We start from the raw sequence: 20,407 nt of genomic DNA, 5'->3' as shown, positions 1-20,407 counted from the left end.
CTATAGTGGGCTTATAAATAAGTAACAATAATGGTTTATGTCATGCAGCAACAAATTCAACAAAAAATCAGCGATGCAATTGCCTGTAAGCATTTAAATGTAATTAACGAAAGCCATATGCACAGTGCTGGCAGCGACTCGCATTTTAAAGTGATAGTGGTTAGCGAAGAGTTTGCTGGTAAGCGCTTATTACAGCGCCATCGCGAAATTAATGAAATTTTAAAAGATGAATTAGCCAATCATATTCATGCACTGGCTATTCATACTTATACGCCAGATGAGTTTGCTGAACATAATGGTGAAGCGCCTGATTCACCCAATTGTATGGGTGGCTCTAAGTCAGCTTAAACAATTAATAGCGATTTGATTGATGTTTACACTCAAGATTAACTGATCAGATCAGTGTTTTTAGTATTAGCCTTTAAACTAGCGCTAATTTTTATTGTAAAGATATAGGATGATCAATGGTCATTAAGCCTAAAATTCGTGGATTTATCTGCACCAATGCCCACCCAGTGGGCTGTAGCGAACATGTTCAAGAACAAATTAATTATGTAAAGCAACAAGGTGCATTAAAAAATGCCCCTAAAAATGTATTAGTTATTGGTGCCTCTACAGGCTATGGCCTTGCATCGCGTATTACTGCGGCGTTTGGTGGCGGTGCTAAAACATTAGGTATTTTCTTTGAAAAAGAAGGCACTGAGCGCAAAACGGGTTCTGCAGGTTGGTACAATACAGCTGCATTTCAAAATGCTGCAGACGAAGCAGGCCTTTGGTCAAAAAATATTAATGGCGATGCGTTCTCAAACGAAATTAAGCAAAAAGCAATTGATACTATTAAAGCCGATTTAGGCAAAGTAGATTTAATTATTTACAGCTTAGCGTCTCCGCGTCGTACCGATCCTAATACCGGTGAAGTGTTCTCATCTACGCTTAAGCCAATTGGTAATGCAGTTACAACTAAAAATCTGAATACCTCAAAGCGTGAAATTGATGAAATAACCGTTGAAGCGGCAAACCAAGATGATATCGACAATACTATTAAAGTAATGGGCGGTGAAGATTGGGAAATGTGGATTGATGCACTAAAACAAGCCGATGTGCTAGCCGATAACTTCAAAACCACTGCTTATACCTACATAGGTAAAGAGCTAACATGGCCAATATACGGGCATGCAACGATTGGTAAAGCAAAAGAAGATTTGGATCGTGCAACGGCTGCTATTAAAGCTTCGACTAGTGATTTAAATGGCGAAGCGTATGTATCGTCACTTAATGCGGTAGTAACACAAGCTAGCTCGGCTATTCCTATTATGCCTTTGTATATTTCTGCTTTATTTAAAGTAATGAAAGCCGATGGCACCTACGAAGGTACTATTGAGCAAATACAGGCGTTATTTAGCGAAAACTTATACGGCGACACGCCACGTTTTGACGAAGGCGGTCATTTATTCCAAAACTATAAAGAGCTAGAAGATGACGTACAAGCACGTATTCAAGCTATTTGGGATAAAGTAGATACTAGTAGCATTGATGAACTAACCGATTATGTTGGTTATCATAATGAGTTTTTACGCTTGTTTGGTTTTGGTATACAAGGCGTTGATTATGAGCAAGAGGTTGACCCTGTTCAGCCTATTGCGAATATGATTGACTAATCAATTGTACAAAACAGTTTGAAAAGTCGCCTAGTGCGACTTTTTTATTACTGATTTTTTATAAAAATAATGTTTCTTAGTAAACGTACAACTTTGGTCTAGCTTGAATTTTATTAAATAGCTACATCAAGCGTAAATAAGTCTTTCTCTGGTATAATTTTTATAAATACACTCGCATAGTGTTGCACAATGATGTTAAAATCATAGCAATATGTGAGGAGTTTTACTGCGTTGCTTGTTTAGTATTTATAGCAAGTTAGTTTTACACAACTTGTTATAGTTAATATGGCGACGTGGTTGATACGATTTTTCAGTTTCTTTCCGTTAATGTAGTGCAAGTGCGTATGATCAATATAAAAAAAGGTCTGGACTTACCCATAGAGGGCGCTCCTCAGCAAGTTATTCATGATGGTTCTACCGTCAAACGTGTAGCTGTGCTAGGTGAAGAATTTATCGGTATGCGTCCAACCATGCATGTTCGTGTGGATGACCAAGTGAAAAAAGGCCAGGTACTTTTTGAAGATAAAAAGAACCCAGGTGTATTATTTACTGCTCCAGCTTCTGGCACAGTAAAAGAAATTAATCGTGGTGCTAAACGTGTACTGCAATCTGTTGTTATTGAAGTTAACGGCAGTGAGCAAATCACCTTTGGTACTTTTTCTGATGCCGAGCTTTCGAGCTTAGATCGTGAAAAAGCCAAAGAAGTACTTATACAGTCTGGTCAATGGACAGCACTTCGTGCTCGCCCATTCAGTAAAGTAGCGGCAGTGGATGCAAATCCTAGCTCTATTTTTGTGACCGCAATCGACACTAATCCACTTGCTGCAGATCCTGCGGTAATTATTGCTGAAAATGTGCAAGCATTCGAAGCAGGTTTAGCTGTTGTGTCGCGTTTAACCGACGGTAAAGTATTTGTTTGTAAACAAGCAGGTAGCCAAGTTCCTAGCTCATCTATAGCTCAAGTAGAAGTACATGAGTTTGGTGGTGTGCATCCGGCTGGCCTTGTTGGCACACATATCCATCATCTTGATGCAGTATCTATTAGCAAGCAGGTTTGGCATATTGGTTACCAAGACGTTATCGCCTTTGGTCACTTATTCCTTACCGGTGAAATTTACACTGATCGTGTAATTTCTCTTGCAGGTCCTCGCGTTAAAAACCCTCGTTTAGTGAAAACACAATTAGGTGCTTCATTGGATGATTTAGTTGCTGGCGAATTAGAAGACGGTGATAACCGTGTTATTTCTGGTTCAGTATTGTCAGGTTCTATTTCAAACGGTGTTCATGCATTCTTAGGTCGTTACCACGTTCAAGTATCTGTTTTACTTGAAGGTCGCGAAAAAGAATTGTTTGGTTGGATTGCACCAGGTAGTGATAAATTTTCCGTAACGCGTACCTTTATTTCTCACCTTGCACCGAGTCGTTTATTTAAAATGACAACGTCAACAGGTGGTTCAAAACGTGCCATGGTACCAATTGGTAGCTATGAGCGTGTAATGCCGTTAGATATTTTGCCAACTCTATTATTACGCGACCTATTGTCACGCGATGTAGACAGTGCAATGTCATTAGGCGCGCTTGAACTAGATGAAGAAGATTTAGCGTTATGTACCTTCGTTTGTCCGGGCAAATACGAGTATGGCGCAGCCCTACGCGATTGCTTAACTACGATCGAGAAGGAAGGCTAGAGAGATGGGTTTAAAAAAATATCTTGAAGATATCGAGCCGAATTTTGAAGCCGGTGGTAAATATGAAAAGTTTTATGCTCTGTATGAAGCAGCAGCAACTATTTTTTATACACCAGGCTACGTAAATAAAGGCGCGACACACGTTCGTGACAACATCGACCTAAAACGCATGATGATTTTAGTGTGGATGGCAACGTTCCCTGCTATGTTTTTTGGTATGTTCAATATTGGTCATCAGGCCGCTGGTGCTTTAGCACAAGGTTTTGAACTAGCTAATATATGGCAAGTTGATTTGTTTCAACTGTTAGGCGGTCAATTAACCGCTGATGCAGGCTGGGGCGCTAAAATGTTCTATGGAGCGTGTTTCTTCCTACCAATTTATGCAGTTACTTTTGCTGTAGGTGGTTTTTGGGAAGTTATATTTGCTTCAGTGCGTAAACACGAAATTAACGAAGGTTTCTTCGTAACATCAGTGTTATTTGCACTTATTTTGCCAGCAACTATTCCTTTATGGCAAGTTGCGCTTGGTATTACATTTGGTGTTGTAATTGCTAAAGAAATCTTTGGTGGTACAGGTCGTAACTTCTTAAACCCTGCGTTAGCTGGTCGTGCGTTTTTATTCTTCGCATACCCGGCACAAATTTCAGGTGACACAGTATGGACAGCAGTAGATTCGTTCTCTGGTGCGACTATGCTTGGTCAAGCGTTTGTTGGCACACTTGATTTTTCAAACATGGAGTTATGGTGGAATGCGTTTTACGGTTTCATTCAAGGTTCTGTAGGCGAAACATCAACACTTGCATTATTAGTGGGTGGCTTGTTCCTTATTTACGTGCGTATCGCTTCTTGGCGTATAGTGCTAGGTGTATTTTTCGGTATGGTAATCACTGCATTACTGCTAAATACAGTTGGCTCTGAGACTAACCCAGTATTTGCTATGCCTTGGCATTGGCACTTTGTACTAGGTGGTTTTGCGTTTGGTATGTTCTTTATGGCTACCGACCCTGTGTCTGCTGCATTTACCGATAAAGGTAAGTTAGCTTATGGCGCGCTTATTGGTTTTATGGTTGTTATGATCCGTGTTGTGAACCCTGCTTTCCCAGAAGGTATGATGCTAGCAATCTTATTTGCTAACTTATTTGCTCCACTGTTCGATCACTTTGTAGTGCAAGCTAATATCAAACGGAGGTTGGCACGTAATGTCTAGTAATAACGAATCAATCGGTAAAACGTTAGCAGTAGTTGTTGCGCTATGTTTAGTGTGTGCAATTATCGTATCGTTTGCTGCTGTACAGCTTCGTCCTTTACAGCAAGCTAATAAAGCGAAAGATATTCAAAGTAATATCTTAGTTGCAGCGGGAATCGGAAAAGTTGAAAATGTTTCTGAAACATTCAACAACAAAATCGAAGTACGCTTAGTTAATATGAAAACGGGTGAGTCTTTTGCAAGCGACTCAAGTGAAGAAGTTCAGGCTAAGGTTAATGCATTTGACTTTGAAAAAAGCAAATTTGACCCTAAGCTAAGCTTTGCGCTTGCTGAAAAAGGCATTACTGACATTGCGGGCATTCAGCGCGTAACGACAGAGGCACCTGTATACATCTCTAGAGCAGATAATGGGTCAGTTGACACTATTATTGTTCCTATTCAAGGTTACGGTTTATGGGGCTTAATGTATGGTTTCCTTTCGCTTGAAAATGATGGCGAAACAATCAAAAACATTATCTTTTATAAGCATGGTGAAACACCTGGTTTAGGTGGCGAAATCCAAAATCCACAGTGGACTGCAAAATGGGAAGGTAAAGAATTACCTATCGATGTTGTAAAAAGTGGCGCTAGCAATGAGCATCAAATTGATGGTCTATCGGGTGCAACTTTAACGTCTAACGGTGTTGATAATACAGTTGACTTTTGGACTGGTGACAATGGCTTTGGTCCATTCCTTGCGGAAGTACGTAAAGGAGCATTGAAATAATGGCTGATACTAAAGAAATGAAAGCGGTCCTATTTGGCCCGGTTTTAGCTAACAACCCAATCGCACTACAAGTACTTGGTATTTGTTCTGCGCTAGCGGTAACATCTAGCTTAAAAAACGCATTAATCATGTCAATTGCTTTGACCTTGGTAACCGCGTTTTCTAGCTTCTTTATCTCGACTATTCGTAACCAGATCCCATCGTCAGTACGTATTATTGTACAAATGACGATTATTGCATCTTTGGTAATTGTTGTTGACCAAGTACTACAAGCATTTTCTTACGCTACGGCAAAAGAGCTTTCGGTATTTATCGGTCTAATTATTACTAACTGTATTGTAATGGGTCGTGCTGAAGCATACGCAATGAAGTCACCGCCACTTATGTCGTTTCTTGACGGTATTGGTAACGGTTTAGGTTATTCAGTAGTACTACTTACCGTTGGTTTCATTCGTGAACTATTTGGTAAGGGTTCACTATTCGGTGTTGATATTATCCCATTAGTACAAAATGGTGGTTGGTATCAACCTATGGGTCTATTGATATTACCACCGAGTGCATTCTTCATCATTGGTTTATTCATATGGGTACTACGTACTTATAAGAAAGACCAAGTAGAAGCTAAAGCGTAAGGGGCACACAGTGGAACATTATATTAGTTTATTTGTAAAAGCCGTTTTTATTGAAAACTTAGCGTTATCATTCTTCTTAGGTATGTGTACTTTTTTAGCAGTATCTAAAAAAGTAACCACATCAATTGGCCTAGGTGTAGCGGTTATTGTTGTATTAGGTATTTCGGTACCAGTTAATAACTTAGTTTACCATGCAGTGTTAGCACCGGGTTCACTTACGTGGCTTGGTTACCCAGATGCAGATCTTAGCTTTTTACGTTTCTTAACTTTCATTGGTGTTATTGCAGCACTTGTGCAAATTTTGGAAATGGCATTAGATAAGTTCTTCCCAGCACTTTACAACGCGTTAGGTATCTTCTTACCACTAATCACAGTTAACTGTGCAATTTTTGGTGCGGTATCTTTCATGGTTGAGCGTAACTATAACTTCGGCGAGTCTGTGGTTTATGGTATTGGCGCTGGTGTTGGTTGGGCACTTGCAATTACATTACTTGCAGGTATCCGTGAGAAAATGAAATATTCAGACGTTCCAGATGGCTTACGTGGTTTAGGTATTACCTTTATTACTGTTGGCTTAATGGCTCTTGGCTTTATGTCATTCTCTGGTATTTCACTGTAAAGGTAGCGAGGATAAATCATGGGTTATACTGATATTTTCTTAGGAGTTGGTGTTTTCATCGCTATCGTTGTACTACTAGTTTTAGTGATCATAGGTGCTAAATCTCAGTTAGTTGCAAGTGGCGATATCATCATTGGGATTAATGGCGACCCAGACAAAGCCATTAAAACATCAGCAGGTAGCAAGCTATTAGGCGCGCTATCTGAGTCAGGTATTTTCGTATCTTCTGCATGTGGTGGCGGTGGCTCTTGTGGTCAGTGTCGTGTACACATTAAAGAAGGTGGCGGCGATATTCTGCCAACTGAACTTGATCACATTTCTAAAGGTGAAGCCCGCGAAGGCTGTCGTTTAGCGTGTCAGGTAAATGTTAAAAATGACATGGAAATTGAGCTTGAAGAGTCAATTTTCGGTGTTAAAAAATGGGATTGTGAAGTTATCTCTAACGATAACAAAGCAACGTTCATTAAAGAACTTGTACTACAAATTCCAGATGGCGAGTCAGTGCCGTTCCGTGCGGGTGGTTACATCCAAATCGAAGCGCCAGCTCATCATGTTAAATATGCAGATTTCGATGTTCCAGAAGAATATCGTGGTGATTGGAATCATTTTGGTTTCTTCGACCTGGAGTCAAAAGTAGACGAAGAAACAATTCGTGCTTACTCAATGGCTAACTACCCAGAAGAAGAAGGCATCATTATGCTTAACGTGCGTATTGCTGCTCCACCGCCAAGAAACCTAAGCCTGCCATGTGGTAAAATGTCTTCGTACATTTGGTCACTAACTAAAGGCGATAAAGTAACTATTTCTGGTCCATTTGGTGAGTTCTTCGCTAAAAATACTGACGCAGAAATGATCTTCGTTGGTGGTGGTGCTGGTATGGCGCCAATGCGTTCTCATATCTTTGATCAACTTAAACGTTTGAACTCTAAGCGTAAGATGAGCTTTTGGTATGGTGCACGTTCTAGACGCGAAATGTTCTATGTTGAAGATTTTGACGGCCTAGCTGCTGAAAACGATAATTTCGTTTGGCACACCGCGCTTTCAGATCCGCAAGCAGAAGATAACTGGGAAGGCTACACAGGCTTTATCCATAACGTGTTATTTGAGAACTATCTTAAAGATCACGAAGCCCCTGAAGATTGTGAGTACTACATGTGTGGTCCTCCAATGATGAACGCGGCAGTTATTACTATGCTTAAAGATTTAGGTGTTGAAGACGAGAATATCTTACTAGATGATTTCGGTGGCTAATAGCTAAATGGGTTGAACCTATTTCAACCCTTAAAGGTCAACAAGATCTATATCAAAACAACTTAGTTTTGGTTAAAATATCAGCCTCGTAGCATATTATGCTACGAGGCTTTTTTATTCATAAAGTTTTATTCTTAAATTAATGGAAGTAGGGTTGTGATGAATCGTGTAAGTATTCCCCAAGGCATAATGGCCTTGTTTTTAATATCGCTGATTTTTTTACTTAGTGGATGTAATGAAAAACCACAGCCAGAGAGCTTTTACCTAGAAGGTAAAACAATGGGTACTACTTACCATATTAAATTTTACGATGAGCAGCCTCAGCGCGACGTAGTAGTGCTTAAAGAGGAAGTTGATGCTGTTTTACAAGATATAAATCAGTCTATGTCAACGTACATACCTGACTCTGAAATAAACACTTTTAACCGTTTACCAGCCAATGAAGTAATGCCAATAAGTGCAGACTTTAGAGCGGTTGTTACTGAGTCAATTCGATTAGGCGAATCAACTAAAACTCTCGATGTTACTATGGGGCCGCTCATTGATTTATGGGGTTTTGGCCCTAATAAAAAACCAACTAAGCGCCCAAGCGATGCAGCCCTAGCAAAAATGTTGGCAAAAATTGGCGTTGATAAACTTACCTTAACCGAGCAAGGTTTGGCTAAAACCGTTGATGGCTTAGAGCTGACGTTTTCGGCAACCGCTAAAGGTTATGGCATAGATAAAGTAGCGCAACTTTTAGAAAGCCATAATATTAGTAACTATATGGTAGAAATTGGTGGCGAGCTGCGTATAAGCGGTGTTAAACCCAATAATCAAGACTGGAAAATAGCCATTGAACAACCTGATGCACAGCCAGGTGAGCGTGAAGTGCATCGAGTTTTAGCGCCCGGTACCAATGGTATTGCTACATCGGGCGATTACCGTATTTTTTATGAAATGGAAGGTGAAACATACAGCCATTTAATCGATCCAGTAACAGGTATGCCTAGCCGTCACGATTTAGTATCGGTAACAGTATTGCACCCAAGTGCTATGACAGCAGACGGGCTTGCAACGGCATTAACCGTAATGGGTATGAAAAAAGCCCAAGCTTATGCACAAAAACATGATTTACCAGTGTATTTAATAGGAAAGTCAGATGAGGGTTTAATAACATATTCAAGCCCTGCATTTAAGCCTTATTTATAACGCTTAGGTTTATATTTTAATCACTAAGGTATATAATAACAGTTGCTCAAATATGTTTGAGCCTAATTTATTGCTGAACAATAGGGGCTAAGCAATGTCACTTTTTCTTCTTACTTTTACTTTACTTATTTTGATTGTGGCAGCGATGGCTGTGGGCATGATTGTACAAAAAAAATCTATGGCTGGTAGTTGTGGTGGCCTAGGTGCCGTAGGTATTGATAAAGCCTGCGATTGCGATGATCCATGTGATAAACGTAAACAGCGCATGGCAAAAGAGCAAGTTTGGAAAGAAAATCAAATTATGTAACGTATTTTTTATTTAAAACATACGTGTAAAAAAAGCCCCCAATATTTAATTATTGAGGGCTTTTTTATATGCGTTATTAATAGCAGAGTAATAACGCATATAAAACGAAAACTAACTTAAGGCTAATTAAATTGTTATTGAACTGGACGTTGTTTTATCAATATAAATAAGCAAAATTTGATTAGGTATAAAAATTAATGAAGTAAAAATGCTAAATATTTATTATTTTTTCTTGTGCAGCCCACTCGCTTTGTTATACTCACGTTCGAACTTTCAGTAAGTTTTGAAAGTTTGATTGATGCAAATCAATTTCCACTTAGCAAGTTTGTGCTAGTCGGATCTAATTGTATTTAGCAGCTGATTTTAGGCTTACAGCAGGTGTGATTTGTTATTTTTCATTATTTGCGTATTGAGTTATTTTTGTTATTAGTCATTTAAGTAGGTTAATGTCTTTGAACGCACTATCTTGTAATCATACTAATGTTCAGCTTGCCTTTGGCGAGAGTGCATTGTGTGGGCGCTTGAATAAGGCTGGGAAAGGCGTGTGCGTGGCTATAACATTAGTCGTATTTAATACCCTAATGCTGCTAAGCGGAGCTGCAGAGGATGCATTTAGCCTTGAAGCTTTGTTAAGCGATAACACTTTTGTAGAGCCGTTATTACTAACAATTGCTGAATTTTTAGCTTATCCGATTATTTCTAGCCAGTTACTTATTGGCCTTTGTTGGTTATTGTTTCATACATTTTCAGCACGTCGTGCTGGAATAATCCTCCGTAAAGCAGCCTTTGCTTTTAGCGAGGCTAAAGTTAGCCAACCAGTGCAAGCCGCACATGGTTGTCGTGCTCCACCTAGCTTTACAGGTTGTCTGTAAGGTTACCCCTTGTTATTGGTTTAATTATTTTGTCTTGCTGTAAATAATTAGCCTGTTGTAAACAAAGTAGCTCAGTGTTTTTTAAACACATTTCAGCCAACCACCACTCACCCAAGTTAACTTTTATTACGTTATATAAATGCGTTTAGAAAGCTGGGTTTGTTGCTAGGTCTTTATTGGCATGAGCTTTAGATTTTGAATAGCCCCCTTATTTTTTATAATTTGATATTAGCTAACTTGGGTTTACCGATAAACCGTTGCTTAGCGCTATTTTAAAGCAGCACCTTAGAACTTTTAGGTTTGTAGGATAGTCCCTTGATAATTCGTAACCTCTGTAATATTGCTTTAGCTAGTACAGTACTGGCGTTGTCAGGCTGTAAAGGCGGGATACTCGATCCAAAAGGGCAGATAGGCATTGATGAGAAAAACTTAATCATCATAGCTACTGTGCTTATGTTACTGGTAGTGATCCCCGTTATTGTGATGACTTTATATTTCGCTTGGAAATATAGAGACACACAAACTCATGAAATTTACGCTCCCAAATGGGCTCATTCTAATAAGATTGAAGCTGTTGTGTGGGCTGTTCCTATTGTTATTGTTGTTATTTTAGGTGTTATTACTTGGCAGTCTACACAAGCGTTAGACCCTTACAAGCCAATTGAAGGCAAAGGCAAGCACCTCACTGTAGAAGTGGTATCGCTAAACTGGAAGTGGTTATTTATTTATCCGGAGCAAGGCATTGCTACGGTTAACGAATTAGTGTTTCCGGCAAATGTACCGGTTGAATATAAAATCACTTCAGAGAGCACCATGAATTCATTTTTTATTCCGCAATTGGGGAGTCAAATATACTCAATGGCTGGCATGGAAACCAAGCTGCATTTAATCGCCAATGAACCGGGTACTTTTAAAGGTTTTTCGGCCAATTACAGTGGTGCAGGTTTTACCGGTATGAAGTTTAATGCCATTGCTACTCCTACCCAAGCCGGTTTTGACAAATGGGTAAGCGATATAAAAGCACAAGGTAATAACCTTACTCATGCAAATTATGTTGAGCTGGCTAAAGCGAGCGAAAACAACCAGGTGGCCTATTACGGCGACGTTGAAGCAGGCTTATTTCATACCATAGTGATGAAATATATGGGCGCACACGGCGATATGAATAAAAAGCACCCTGCAATGGGCGAGCATTCAACGCACTCATCTCACAGCCAAGGCGAGGAATAACCATGTTGTTTTTAGGTAAACTTTCAATGGATGCAATTCCGTTTCATGAACCCATTATTATGGTAACCATGGCCGTTATTGCATTAGCTGGGCTTATTATTGCCGGGCTTATTACAAAATATAAAAAATGGGGCGTGCTGTGGCGCGACTGGATCACCTCGGTTGATCATAAACGCTTAGGCGTAATGTACATTTTATTAGCGTTAATTATGCTATTTCGTGGTTTTTCTGATGCCATTATGATGCGTGCTCAGTTAGCACTTGCTACCAGTGGAGCTCCTGGGTATTTGCCACCAGAACATTACGACCAAATATTTACCGCACACGGCGTTATTATGATCATCTTTATGGCCATGCCATTTATGATAGGTTTAATGAATATTATAGTGCCATTGCAAATTGGCGCACGTGATGTCGCTTTTCCATTTTTAAATAACTTAAGCTTTTGGCTTACTGCCAGTGGCGCTATTTTAATTAATTTGTCACTTATTTTTGGTGAGTTTGCAAAAACAGGTTGGGTGGCTTATCCACCGCTCTCGGAGCTAACTTTTAGTGCCGGGGTGGGGGTCGACTATTATATATGGGCGTTGCAAATATCAGGGCTTGGCACATTATTAACCGCAGTGAACTTTTTAGTTACCGTGTTTAAAATGCGTGCACCAGGTATGAGCTTAATGAAAATGCCGGTTTTTACTTGGACCTGTACATGGGCTAATATTTTAATTGCCGCATCATTCCCTATTTTAACAGCCGTATTGGCCATGCTAACGCTTGACCGTTATCTCGATTTTCACTTCTTTACCAATGATCTGGGCGGAAACGCCATGATGTACATCAACCTATTTTGGGCGTGGGGTCATCCAGAGGTTTATATTTTAGTGCTGCCAGCATTTGGTGTGTTCTCTGAAATAATTTCTACCTTTACCAGCAAACGTCTATTTGGTTATAAGTCGATGATTTACGCCAGTGGTGCTATCTCTATTTTAGGCTTTATTGTGTGGTTACATCACTTTTTTACCATGGGTTCGAGCGCCAACGTTAATGCGTTTTTTGGGGTAATGACCATGGTTATTGCCGTACCAACCGGGGTTAAATTGTTCAACTGGTTATTTACTATTTACCGTGGCCGTTTACGTATAACCGTACCCGTATTGTGGACGCTTGGCTTTATGGTTACCTTTACCGTAGGTGGCATGACCGGGGTGCTATTAGCAATACCTGGTGCCGACTACGTACTGCATAACAGTTTGTTTTTAATCGCACATTTTCATAATACTATTATTGGTGGCGCGGTATTTGGCTACCTTGCTGGCTTTGCATTTTGGTTCCCTAAAGCAATGGGCTTTAAGCTAAATGAAGGCTGGGGTAAAGGCGCATTTTGGTGTTGGATTATTGGCTTTTTTGTCGCGTTTATGCCGCTGTACGTATTAGGCTTTTTAGGTATGACCCGTCGTTTAAATCACACCAATAACCCAGATTGGAATATTTGGTTATACATAGCTGCAGTAGGCGCAGTCATTATTATGTTTGGTATTATTTGCCAAGTAATTCAATTGTATGTGAGCTTTAGAGACCGTGAAGCACTTGACGATGCTACCGGCGATCCATGGAACGGTCACACGCTTGAATGGTCAACATCGTCACCACCACAGGCTTATAACTTTGCCCAAATACCGCATGTTGACGATATTGATGCCTGGACCGACATGAAAGAAAAAGGCCAAGCTTATCAAGGTAAAATAAGCTATAGCCCAATTCATATGCCTAAAAACACTTCGGCAGGGGTACTTATGGCTGCTAGTTTAACCGCATTTTGTTTTGCCATGATCTGGCATATTTGGTGGTTAGCTGCGGCAGGTTTAGTAGGAGGCATAGCTATATTTATCAAACGTTGTTATGCAAGCGATGTTGACTACTATGTGCAGCCCGACGAAGTAGCACGTATTGAACAAGCACATAACTTAAGTGCCACTATTTTAGCCACTGATAAGGAGCTAAACGCATGAGTACCTTGTCTGTTAGTCAAGAGTCAGTAACTTTAAACTCTGCAATTGTAAATACCAAACAGGATCATGATGCTCACGCGCATCATGATACCTCTAGTAATACTACTTTTGGTTTTTGGCTTTACTTAATGACCGATTGCCTATTGTTTGCCTCGTTTTTTGCTACCTACGCGGTGTTGTTTATGAACACCGCTGGCGGCGTATCGGGTAAAGATATTTTTGAGCTCGACTTTGTAGCAGTAGAAACTGCCGCACTGCTTATTAGTAGTATTACCTTTGGTTTTGCAATGATAGCCGCGCAAGGGCAAAAAAAGGCGCTGACCTTAATATGGTTAGCGGTTACTTTTTGTTTAGGTGTGGTGTTTATTAGTATGGAAGTTTACGAATTTAATCACCTAATTGTGCATGGCAATGGTCCACAAAAAAGTGCTTTTTTAACCTCGTTTTTTGCATTAGTTGGCTTGCATGGTTTACACGTAACCGCAGGTTTAATTTGGATGAGTGTAATGATGATTGAAGTTGCTAAACGTGGCTTAGGTAAAGCAACCGTAACGCGTTTGAGCTGCTTAAGCTTGTTTTGGCACTTTTTAGATATTGTGTGGATTTGTGTATTCACCCTAGTTTATTTAATGGGAGCAATGTAATGAGCCACAGCGAAACACATGCTTTAAAGCAAATGCAAAATGAGCATCACCACGATGAATCTCATGGCAGTGTTAAAAGTTATTTAATTGGTTTTGTATTGTCGGTAATTTTAACCGCTATACCATTTTATATGGTAATGAGTGGCGACTTTTCAAAAGCAACCACGCTTTACAGCATTATTACTCTAGCCGTAGTACAAATTTGGGTACATTTAAAATACTTTTTACACCTTAATTTTATTACCGAAGATGGCCGTGCAAGTACCTTCTCGTTTTTATTCAGTGCCCTAATTATTGTTATGGTGGTTGGGCTATCTGTTTGGATTATTTACGAATCTAACGCAATGATGATGTATTAGGAGCTAAAGATGTTTCGTCGTTATTTATCAGTAACTAAGCCAGGTATTATTATGGGTAACTTAATCAGCGTAGCGGGCGGGTTTTTACTAGCCTCCCGCGGTGATATAAACCCATGGCTAATGGTTGCTACCTTAATTGGCTTATCGCTAGTGGTTGCATCAGGTTGTGCTATTAATAATGTGATTGACCGAGATATAGATATTGCCATGGCGCGTACTCGCACCCGGGTAACAGTAACGGGCGAAATGTCTGCAATGGCTGCTTTATGTCATGGGGTGGTATTGGGGATTATAGGCTTTGGTTTATTAATAGCTTATACCACTCCTGCAGCAGTATTTTTTGCCGTCTTTGGTTACTTTATTTATGTAGGGGTTTATAGCCTTTACATGAAGCGTAACTCAGTTTATGGCACTTTTATTGGCAGTTTATCGGGGGCTGTGCCACCGGTTGTTGGTTACTGCGCAGTATCAGGGGAGTTTGATATGGGGGCATTAATTTTACTGGTAATGTTTAGCCTGTGGCAAATGCCGCACTCATACGCCATTGCTATTTTTCGCTTTAAAGATTACCAAGCAGCGGGTATTCCTGTATTACCTGTAGCGCAAGGTATTGATAAAGCAAAACGCCATATTGTGCTTTATATTGCCATATATGCCTTGGTTGTAATGCTGCTACCTATTAGTGGTTATACCGGTGCTGCTTTTATGGCGGTTGCCTGTATTACTAGTTTTTGGTGGCTGTTAATGGCGCTGCGGGGCTATCGTCGTAATATAGATATAAGCGGCTGGGCGCGTCAAGTATTCGCGTTTTCAATTATTAATATTACCGCACTTAGTATTGCTATGGCGGTAGATTATCAAAGCATAGCGCCGCAGTTACTCGTACTTAGTTAATTTAATCATACCTAATTAATACACCTAGTTAATAGTACCGAGTTAATAGTACCGAGTTAATTCCAAAGTTAACAAAGGCTCTGAGATATTCGAGGAGCCTTTTTTCGTTTTAACGCCCGCTGCAATATGTATTTATACCAAAACTCTAAAACTATTAAAAACGTGCTGCTTGCTCAACTACAATGCCATGACGCTGAGCTAAACGCTGGTGATCTCTGTCGTAACCGCCGCCAATAACCGTAGCTACCGGAGTGTTGTGCTCAAGGCAGCGTTTAAGTACGAGATGGTCGCGCTGCTCTATACCTTGCCAGCTAATATCGAGTTTGCCTAAACCGTCTTGTTGCCACACATCAACTCCCGCATCGTACAACACTAAATCGGGGTTTAGCTCTTTGAGCAAAAATTGCAGGGTGTCGTCAACTATGCCTAAATACTCAGCGTCTTGCATATTGTTAGTTAAACCAATATCTAAATCGCTAGGGGATTTACGAAACGGAAAGTTTTTTTCGCAATGAATCGAGCAGGTATACGCATAAGGCTGATGTTGCAGCATGGCCGCGGTGCCATCGCCTTGATGTACGTCTAAATCAAAAATAAGTACATTAGTAACCTCACCCGACTCAATTAATGTTTGCGTAGTAAAAGCCAAGTCGTTAACCATGCAATAGCCTGAGCCAAAATCAGTATGCGCGTGGTGTGTACCGCCTGCTAAATGGCATGCCATACCGTGTTTAAGGGCTAAGCGAGCGGTTTGTAGTGTACCTTGTGGGGCTGTAAAGGTACGCGCCATTAGCTCTTTTGACCAAGGTAGACCAATACGGCGCATGGCTTTTTCGTCTAATTGATTATGATATAGGTCGTGAATATAGTTTTCGCAGTGTACTAATTCTAGTGCCTCTGGCGTACCTAATAACGGCTGTACTAAGTTATCGCCAACTAATCCTAACTGCTTAACGTGCTGGTATAAATGTGCAAATTTACTCATTACAAAGCGATGTTTAGGATCAAAGCTAAACGAGTAATTAGGATGATAAACTAACGGCAAGTGAGGATTTAGGGTCATAAAATTCTATTTGTAGTTATAGTTATAAAACAAAAGCCCTACATAAATGCAGGGCTTAATTATTGCCTAGAGCTTAAAATTAGCTATTAACCAATCTTTTTGTACTTAATACGCTTAGGTTGAGTTGCCTCAGCACCTAACGTCTTTTTAAGCCACTCTTCGTACTCAGTGTAGTTACCATCAAAGAAGTTAATTTGGCCTTCGTCGCGGTAATCTAAAATATGTGTAGCAATACGGTCAAGGAACCAACGGTCATGCGATATACACATTACACAACCAGGAAACTCTAAAATAGCGTTTTCTAGTGCACGTAGTGTTTCAACGTCCAAGTCGTTAGTTGGCTCATCGAGTAGTAACACGTTACCGCCAGCTTTTAATAACTTAGCAAGGTGTAAACGGTTACGTTCACCACCCGATAGGTCTTTAACAAATTTTTGCTGATCGTTACCTTTAAAGTTAAAACGGCTAACGTAAGCACGGCTTGGGAACTCAAAATTACCAATTTTAAGTACGTCTTGCCCGTCAGATATTTCTTGGAAAACAGTTTTGCTTTCGTCCATACCGTCACGGAACTGATCAACCGTTGCAATGTGTACGCTTTCACCTATGGTGATGTTGCCGCTGTCTTGCTGTTGCTCGCCGCTGATCATTTTAAACAGTGTTGATTTACCCGCGCCGTTAGCACCAATAATGCCCACAATGGCACCTTTTGGCATGCTAAAGCTTAAATCGTCGATTAATACACGGTCGCCAAAGCTTTTACGTAAGTTAGTTATTTCAAGCACTTGATCCCCTAAACGTGGGCCAGGCGGAATAAACATTTCGTTGGTTTCGTTACGTTTTTGATAATCAGACTGCTGCATTTCGGTAAACTGCGCCATACGTGCTTTTGACTTAGCTTGGCGGCCTTTAGGGTTTGAACGAACCCATTCAAGCTCTTGCGCAATTGACTTTTGACGTGCTTTTTCAGATTTTTGCTCTTGTTGTAGGCGCGCATCTTTTTGCTCTAACCACGAAGAGTAGTTACCTTCCCATGGAATACCTTCACCACGGTCAAGCTCTAAAATCCAACCTGCTACATTATCTAGGAAGTAACGGTCATGCGTTACCGCCACAACTGTGCCTTCGTAATCGTGTAAGAAGCGCTCTAACCAGGCAACCGACTCAGCGTCTAAGTGGTTAGTTGGCTCATCGAGAATAAGCATGTCTGGTTTTTCAAGTAACAGTCGGCATATAGCAACACGGCGGCGCTCACCACCCGAAAGGTGCTCAATTTTAGCATCCCACTCAGGTAAACGTAGTGCATCGGCAGCGCGCTCTAAAACGTTGTCTATGTTGTGACCATCGTGCGCTTGAATAACCGCTTCAAGCTCGCCTTGCTCTTTTGCAAGTGCGTCAAAGTCAGCGTCTTCCATGGCGTATTCGTTATACACTTCGTCAAGGCGTTTAAGCGCGTATTTAACTTCGCCAACAGCTTGCTCAACGATTTCGCGTACGGTTTTGCTTTCGTCTAAAACAGGTTCTTGCGGTAAGTAACCAATTTTAGTGCCTGGTTGTGGAAAGGCATCACCTTCAAAGTCTTGGTCAACACCGGCCATAATACGTAGCAATGTTGATTTACCAGAGCCGTTTAAACCAAGCACACCAATTTTAGCGCCCGGGAAAAAGTGTAACGAGATGTCTTTTAAGATAGTGCGCTTAGGTGGCACAACCTTAGAAACTCGACTCATCGAGAATATAAATTTATCAGGTAAAACCATGGAAAAAACCTTCAAATAATAATAAAAATTACAATGCTCTATTGTAGTGGTTGACGGGTGAGGCAGTCAACGAATGGCCAATTTTAAACCGACAAACAAACTATAAAGTGCACAAAAACGATTATAAAATAGGATGAAAAAATTTCATTTGGATATTTAGACATCTATACATCTATTGGTTGATATTTTTTCTTATCTGTTCATAATAAGTTTTCGGTTTTGATGAATAGGAGTAAAAGGATGCCAATTACAGTAAAAGACGAGCTACCAGCTATTGCTCGCCTGCGCCAAGAAAACGTATTTGTAATGCCACAAACTCGTGCAAAAACGCAAGAAATTCGCCCCATGCGTTTGGCTATTCTTAACTTAATGCCTAATAAAGTTGAAACCGAAGTACAGTTTATTCGTTTGCTTGCCAATTCGCCCTTGCAAGTAAATGTAGAACTACTGCGTCTAGACACTCATCGCAGTAGCAGTAATTCAGAGCAGCACCTAGACACCTTTTATCGTTATTTTTCAGAAGTAAAAAACAATAACTACGATGCATTAATAGTTACCGGCGCGCCGCTAGCGCATTTAGAGTACCAGGATGTAGCTTATTGGGATGAGTTTACCGCAATTTTAGATTGGGCTGAGCAGCATGTTACGTCTACACTTTTTTCGTGTTGGGCAGCGCATGCAGCGCTTTATCATCATTATAAAATAAAGCGCGATTTAAAAACCGATAAACTGTGCGGCGTATTTACGCACCAATGTTACTTTGAACATGGGGCGTTAACGCGCGGCTTTGACGACACCTTTTTAGTACCGCATTCGCGTTATGGCCATGTAGATGTAAATAAAATAAATGCTTGCAATGAACTAGTTGTGCTAGCGGGTTCTAAGAAAGTAGGTGCTTACTTAGTTAAAAATAAGTCGGGCAGCCAAGTGTTTATTACCGGCCACCCAGAGTATGACGCCGACTCGTTAAAAGCTGAATACCAACGCGATTGCGAAAAAAGCGACAATGCGCCCAAGCCCGAAAATTACTTTCCAGATGATGATGCAACTAAACAACCTTCAAAAACGTGGCAAAGCCATGCTTTTTTACTTTTTTCGAACTGGTTAAATTATTACGTGTACCAAACTACACCCTATGATATTAATTTAGTTAGCCAAGACGTAAGGACTAACAACTATGCCGAATAACCCTCTTAATAATGACCAAAATAAGCACGACGAACTAAGTGCAGCGTTAAAAGAGCGAATTTTAATTTTAGACGGCGCTATGGGCACTATGATCCAAGCACACCAATTAGAAGAGCAAGACTATCGCGGTGAGCGCTTTAAAGATTGGCATGTACTTATTCGCGGTAATAACGATTTACTAAGCCTTACGCAGCCTAAAATAATTACCGATATTCATCGTAGCTTTTTAGCTGCCGGTGCCGATATTATCGAAACCAATACCTTTAACTCCACCACCATTTCGATGGAAGATTACGACATGGCTAATTTAAGCCGTGAAATAAACCTAGAGTCGGCAAAATTGGCACGGCTACTTTGCGATGAGTTTAGTGCTAAAACACCCGAAAAACCACGTTATGTAGCGGGCGTACTTGGGCCAACGTCAAAAACTTGTTCATTGTCGCCCGATGTAAACGATCCGGGTTATCGTAATGTTACCTTTGATCGTTTAGTTACTGCCTATGTAGAATCGACCTTGGCACTGATGGAAGGTGGCGCCGATATTATTTTAATCGAAACCATATTCGATACCCTCAATGCTAAAGCTGCATCGTTTGCAGTAGAGGAAGCGTTTGAGCAAGCAGGGCGCACATTACCAGTTATGATCTCCGGCACTATTACCGATGCCTCTGGGCGTACGCTTTCGGGGCAAACTACCGAAGCCTTTTATAACTCTATTCGCCATATTAAACCGCTTTCTATAGGCCTTAACTGCGCCTTAGGCCCAGATTTACTGCGCCAATATGTGCAAGAGTTGTCGCGTGTATGCGAAACCTTTACCTCTGTGCATCCAAATGCAGGCTTGCCTAACGAATTTGGTGGCTACGACCTAGAAGCAAAAGAAATGGCAACCGAAATTATTGATTGGGGAAAGTCGGGCTTTATTAATATTGTAGGTGGTTGCTGCGGCACCACACCTGCGCATATTCGCGCCTTTGCAAAAGGGCTTGAAGGCGTTAAGCCACGCCAATTGCCAGAAATTGAAGTACGCATGCGTTTATCGGGCCTCGAAGCCTGTAACTTAAATTAAGGA

The 20,407-nt window shown here is 40.6% G+C and carries 20 protein-coding genes; 18 read left to right on the top strand and 2 right to left on the bottom strand.

The annotated features are described in order from the left end of the window. Positions 1-42: 42 nt before the first annotated feature. The 16 genes from AAEZ22_RS03725 to cyoE all read left to right on the top strand — a co-directional run bounded on the left by AAEZ22_RS03725 (position 43) and on the right by cyoE (position 15,324). Positions 43-348 (top strand): BolA family protein, encoded by a 306-nt coding sequence (locus tag AAEZ22_RS03725; protein WP_011328900.1) that lies wholly within the window; start codon positions 43-45, stop codon positions 346-348. A gap of 116 nt (positions 349-464) precedes the next feature. Then, positions 465-1,658, top strand: a complete 1,194-nt coding sequence (gene fabV / locus AAEZ22_RS03720) for an enoyl-ACP reductase FabV (RefSeq protein ID WP_086993907.1) — start codon at positions 465-467, stop codon at positions 1,656-1,658. A gap of 344 nt (positions 1,659-2,002) precedes the next feature. Continuing rightward, positions 2,003-3,346: a Na(+)-translocating NADH-quinone reductase subunit A gene (locus AAEZ22_RS03715; protein WP_011328898.1), complete on the top strand. Its 1,344-nt coding sequence runs from the start codon at positions 2,003-2,005 to the stop codon at positions 3,344-3,346. Between the two features lie 4 nt (positions 3,347-3,350). Beyond that, a complete protein-coding gene (locus AAEZ22_RS03710; RefSeq protein ID WP_011328897.1) occupies positions 3,351-4,553 on the top strand; it encodes an NADH:ubiquinone reductase (Na(+)-transporting) subunit B in 1,203 nt (400 codons plus the stop codon). After that, positions 4,546-5,319 carry a Na(+)-translocating NADH-quinone reductase subunit C gene (locus AAEZ22_RS03705; protein ID WP_011328896.1) on the top strand — a complete coding sequence of 258 codons (774 nt, stop codon included), beginning with the start codon at positions 4,546-4,548 and terminating at the stop codon, positions 5,317-5,319. The genes AAEZ22_RS03710 and AAEZ22_RS03705 overlap by 8 nt, the downstream gene beginning before the upstream one ends. Continuing rightward, positions 5,319-5,951, top strand: a complete 633-nt coding sequence (locus AAEZ22_RS03700; RefSeq protein WP_011328895.1) for an NADH:ubiquinone reductase (Na(+)-transporting) subunit D — start codon at positions 5,319-5,321, stop codon at positions 5,949-5,951. The genes AAEZ22_RS03705 and AAEZ22_RS03700 overlap by 1 nt, the downstream gene beginning before the upstream one ends. Before the next feature lie 10 nt (positions 5,952-5,961). Next, positions 5,962-6,570, top strand: coding sequence for an NADH:ubiquinone reductase (Na(+)-transporting) subunit E (nqrE, locus tag AAEZ22_RS03695; protein WP_011328894.1), 609 nt, complete (start codon positions 5,962-5,964; stop codon positions 6,568-6,570). A gap of 18 nt (positions 6,571-6,588) precedes the next feature. Further along, complete coding sequence (nqrF, locus tag AAEZ22_RS03690) at positions 6,589-7,821, top strand: NADH:ubiquinone reductase (Na(+)-transporting) subunit F (protein WP_011328893.1); 1,233 nt, start codon at positions 6,589-6,591, stop codon at positions 7,819-7,821. A 159-nt stretch (positions 7,822-7,980) separates the two neighbouring features. Further along, complete coding sequence (locus tag AAEZ22_RS03685; RefSeq protein ID WP_352296249.1) at positions 7,981-9,012, top strand: FAD:protein FMN transferase; 1,032 nt, start codon at positions 7,981-7,983, stop codon at positions 9,010-9,012. Positions 9,013-9,106: 94 nt separating this feature from the next. Then, positions 9,107-9,319, top strand: coding sequence for a (Na+)-NQR maturation NqrM (nqrM, locus tag AAEZ22_RS03680; RefSeq protein ID WP_011328891.1), 213 nt, complete (start codon positions 9,107-9,109; stop codon positions 9,317-9,319). A 452-nt stretch (positions 9,320-9,771) separates the two neighbouring features. Beyond that, on the top strand, positions 9,772-10,191 hold the full coding sequence (locus tag AAEZ22_RS03675) for a hypothetical protein (protein ID WP_041454755.1): 420 nt from the start codon (positions 9,772-9,774) through the stop codon (positions 10,189-10,191). A gap of 315 nt (positions 10,192-10,506) precedes the next feature. Then, positions 10,507-11,421 carry a ubiquinol oxidase subunit II gene (cyoA, locus tag AAEZ22_RS03670; RefSeq protein ID WP_086993897.1) on the top strand — a complete coding sequence of 305 codons (915 nt, stop codon included), beginning with the start codon at positions 10,507-10,509 and terminating at the stop codon, positions 11,419-11,421. Between the two features lie 2 nt (positions 11,422-11,423). Continuing rightward, entirely contained in the window at positions 11,424-13,427 is a 2,004-nt protein-coding gene (cyoB, locus tag AAEZ22_RS03665; RefSeq protein WP_179807874.1) for a cytochrome o ubiquinol oxidase subunit I, read from the top strand. Further along, positions 13,424-14,071 carry a cytochrome o ubiquinol oxidase subunit III gene (cyoC, locus tag AAEZ22_RS03660; protein ID WP_011328886.1) on the top strand — a complete coding sequence of 216 codons (648 nt, stop codon included), beginning with the start codon at positions 13,424-13,426 and terminating at the stop codon, positions 14,069-14,071. The genes cyoB and cyoC overlap by 4 nt, the downstream gene beginning before the upstream one ends. Beyond that, on the top strand, positions 14,071-14,430 hold the full coding sequence (gene cyoD / locus AAEZ22_RS03655; RefSeq protein WP_011328885.1) for a cytochrome o ubiquinol oxidase subunit IV: 360 nt from the start codon (positions 14,071-14,073) through the stop codon (positions 14,428-14,430). Before cyoC ends, cyoD begins: the two co-directional genes overlap by 1 nt. Positions 14,431-14,439: 9 nt before the next feature. After that, positions 14,440-15,324 (top strand): heme o synthase, encoded by an 885-nt coding sequence (cyoE, locus tag AAEZ22_RS03650; protein ID WP_192532400.1) that lies wholly within the window; start codon positions 14,440-14,442, stop codon positions 15,322-15,324. A 154-nt stretch (positions 15,325-15,478) separates the two neighbouring features. Here cyoE and AAEZ22_RS03645 read toward each other — a convergent pair whose 3' ends face one another. Beyond that, the gene (locus AAEZ22_RS03645) at positions 15,479-16,387 is read right to left on the bottom strand and encodes a histone deacetylase family protein (RefSeq protein ID WP_011328883.1); all 909 of its coding nucleotides are present in this window, start codon (positions 16,385-16,387) and stop codon (positions 15,479-15,481) included. A gap of 86 nt (positions 16,388-16,473) precedes the next feature. Beyond that, entirely contained in the window at positions 16,474-18,147 is a 1,674-nt protein-coding gene (gene ettA / locus AAEZ22_RS03640; protein ID WP_011328882.1) for an energy-dependent translational throttle protein EttA, read from the bottom strand. Between the two features lie 240 nt (positions 18,148-18,387). Here ettA and metA point away from each other — a divergent pair, with 240 nt between their 5' ends. After that, entirely contained in the window at positions 18,388-19,335 is a 948-nt protein-coding gene (metA, locus tag AAEZ22_RS03635; protein WP_182684505.1) for a homoserine O-acetyltransferase MetA, read from the top strand. Beyond that, positions 19,325-20,404 (top strand): homocysteine S-methyltransferase family protein, encoded by a 1,080-nt coding sequence (locus AAEZ22_RS03630; protein ID WP_011328880.1) that lies wholly within the window; start codon positions 19,325-19,327, stop codon positions 20,402-20,404. Before metA ends, AAEZ22_RS03630 begins: the two co-directional genes overlap by 11 nt. Positions 20,405-20,407: the final 3 nt, after the last annotated feature.

The organism is Pseudoalteromonas sp. 20-MNA-CIBAN-0454, from assembly GCF_040308685.1.
GTDB classification, from domain to species: Bacteria; Pseudomonadota; Gammaproteobacteria; order Enterobacterales; family Alteromonadaceae; genus Pseudoalteromonas; species Pseudoalteromonas nigrifaciens.
Note: the sequence above shows the minus strand (reverse complement) of the source record. Positions and strands in the feature narration are given on the sequence as shown.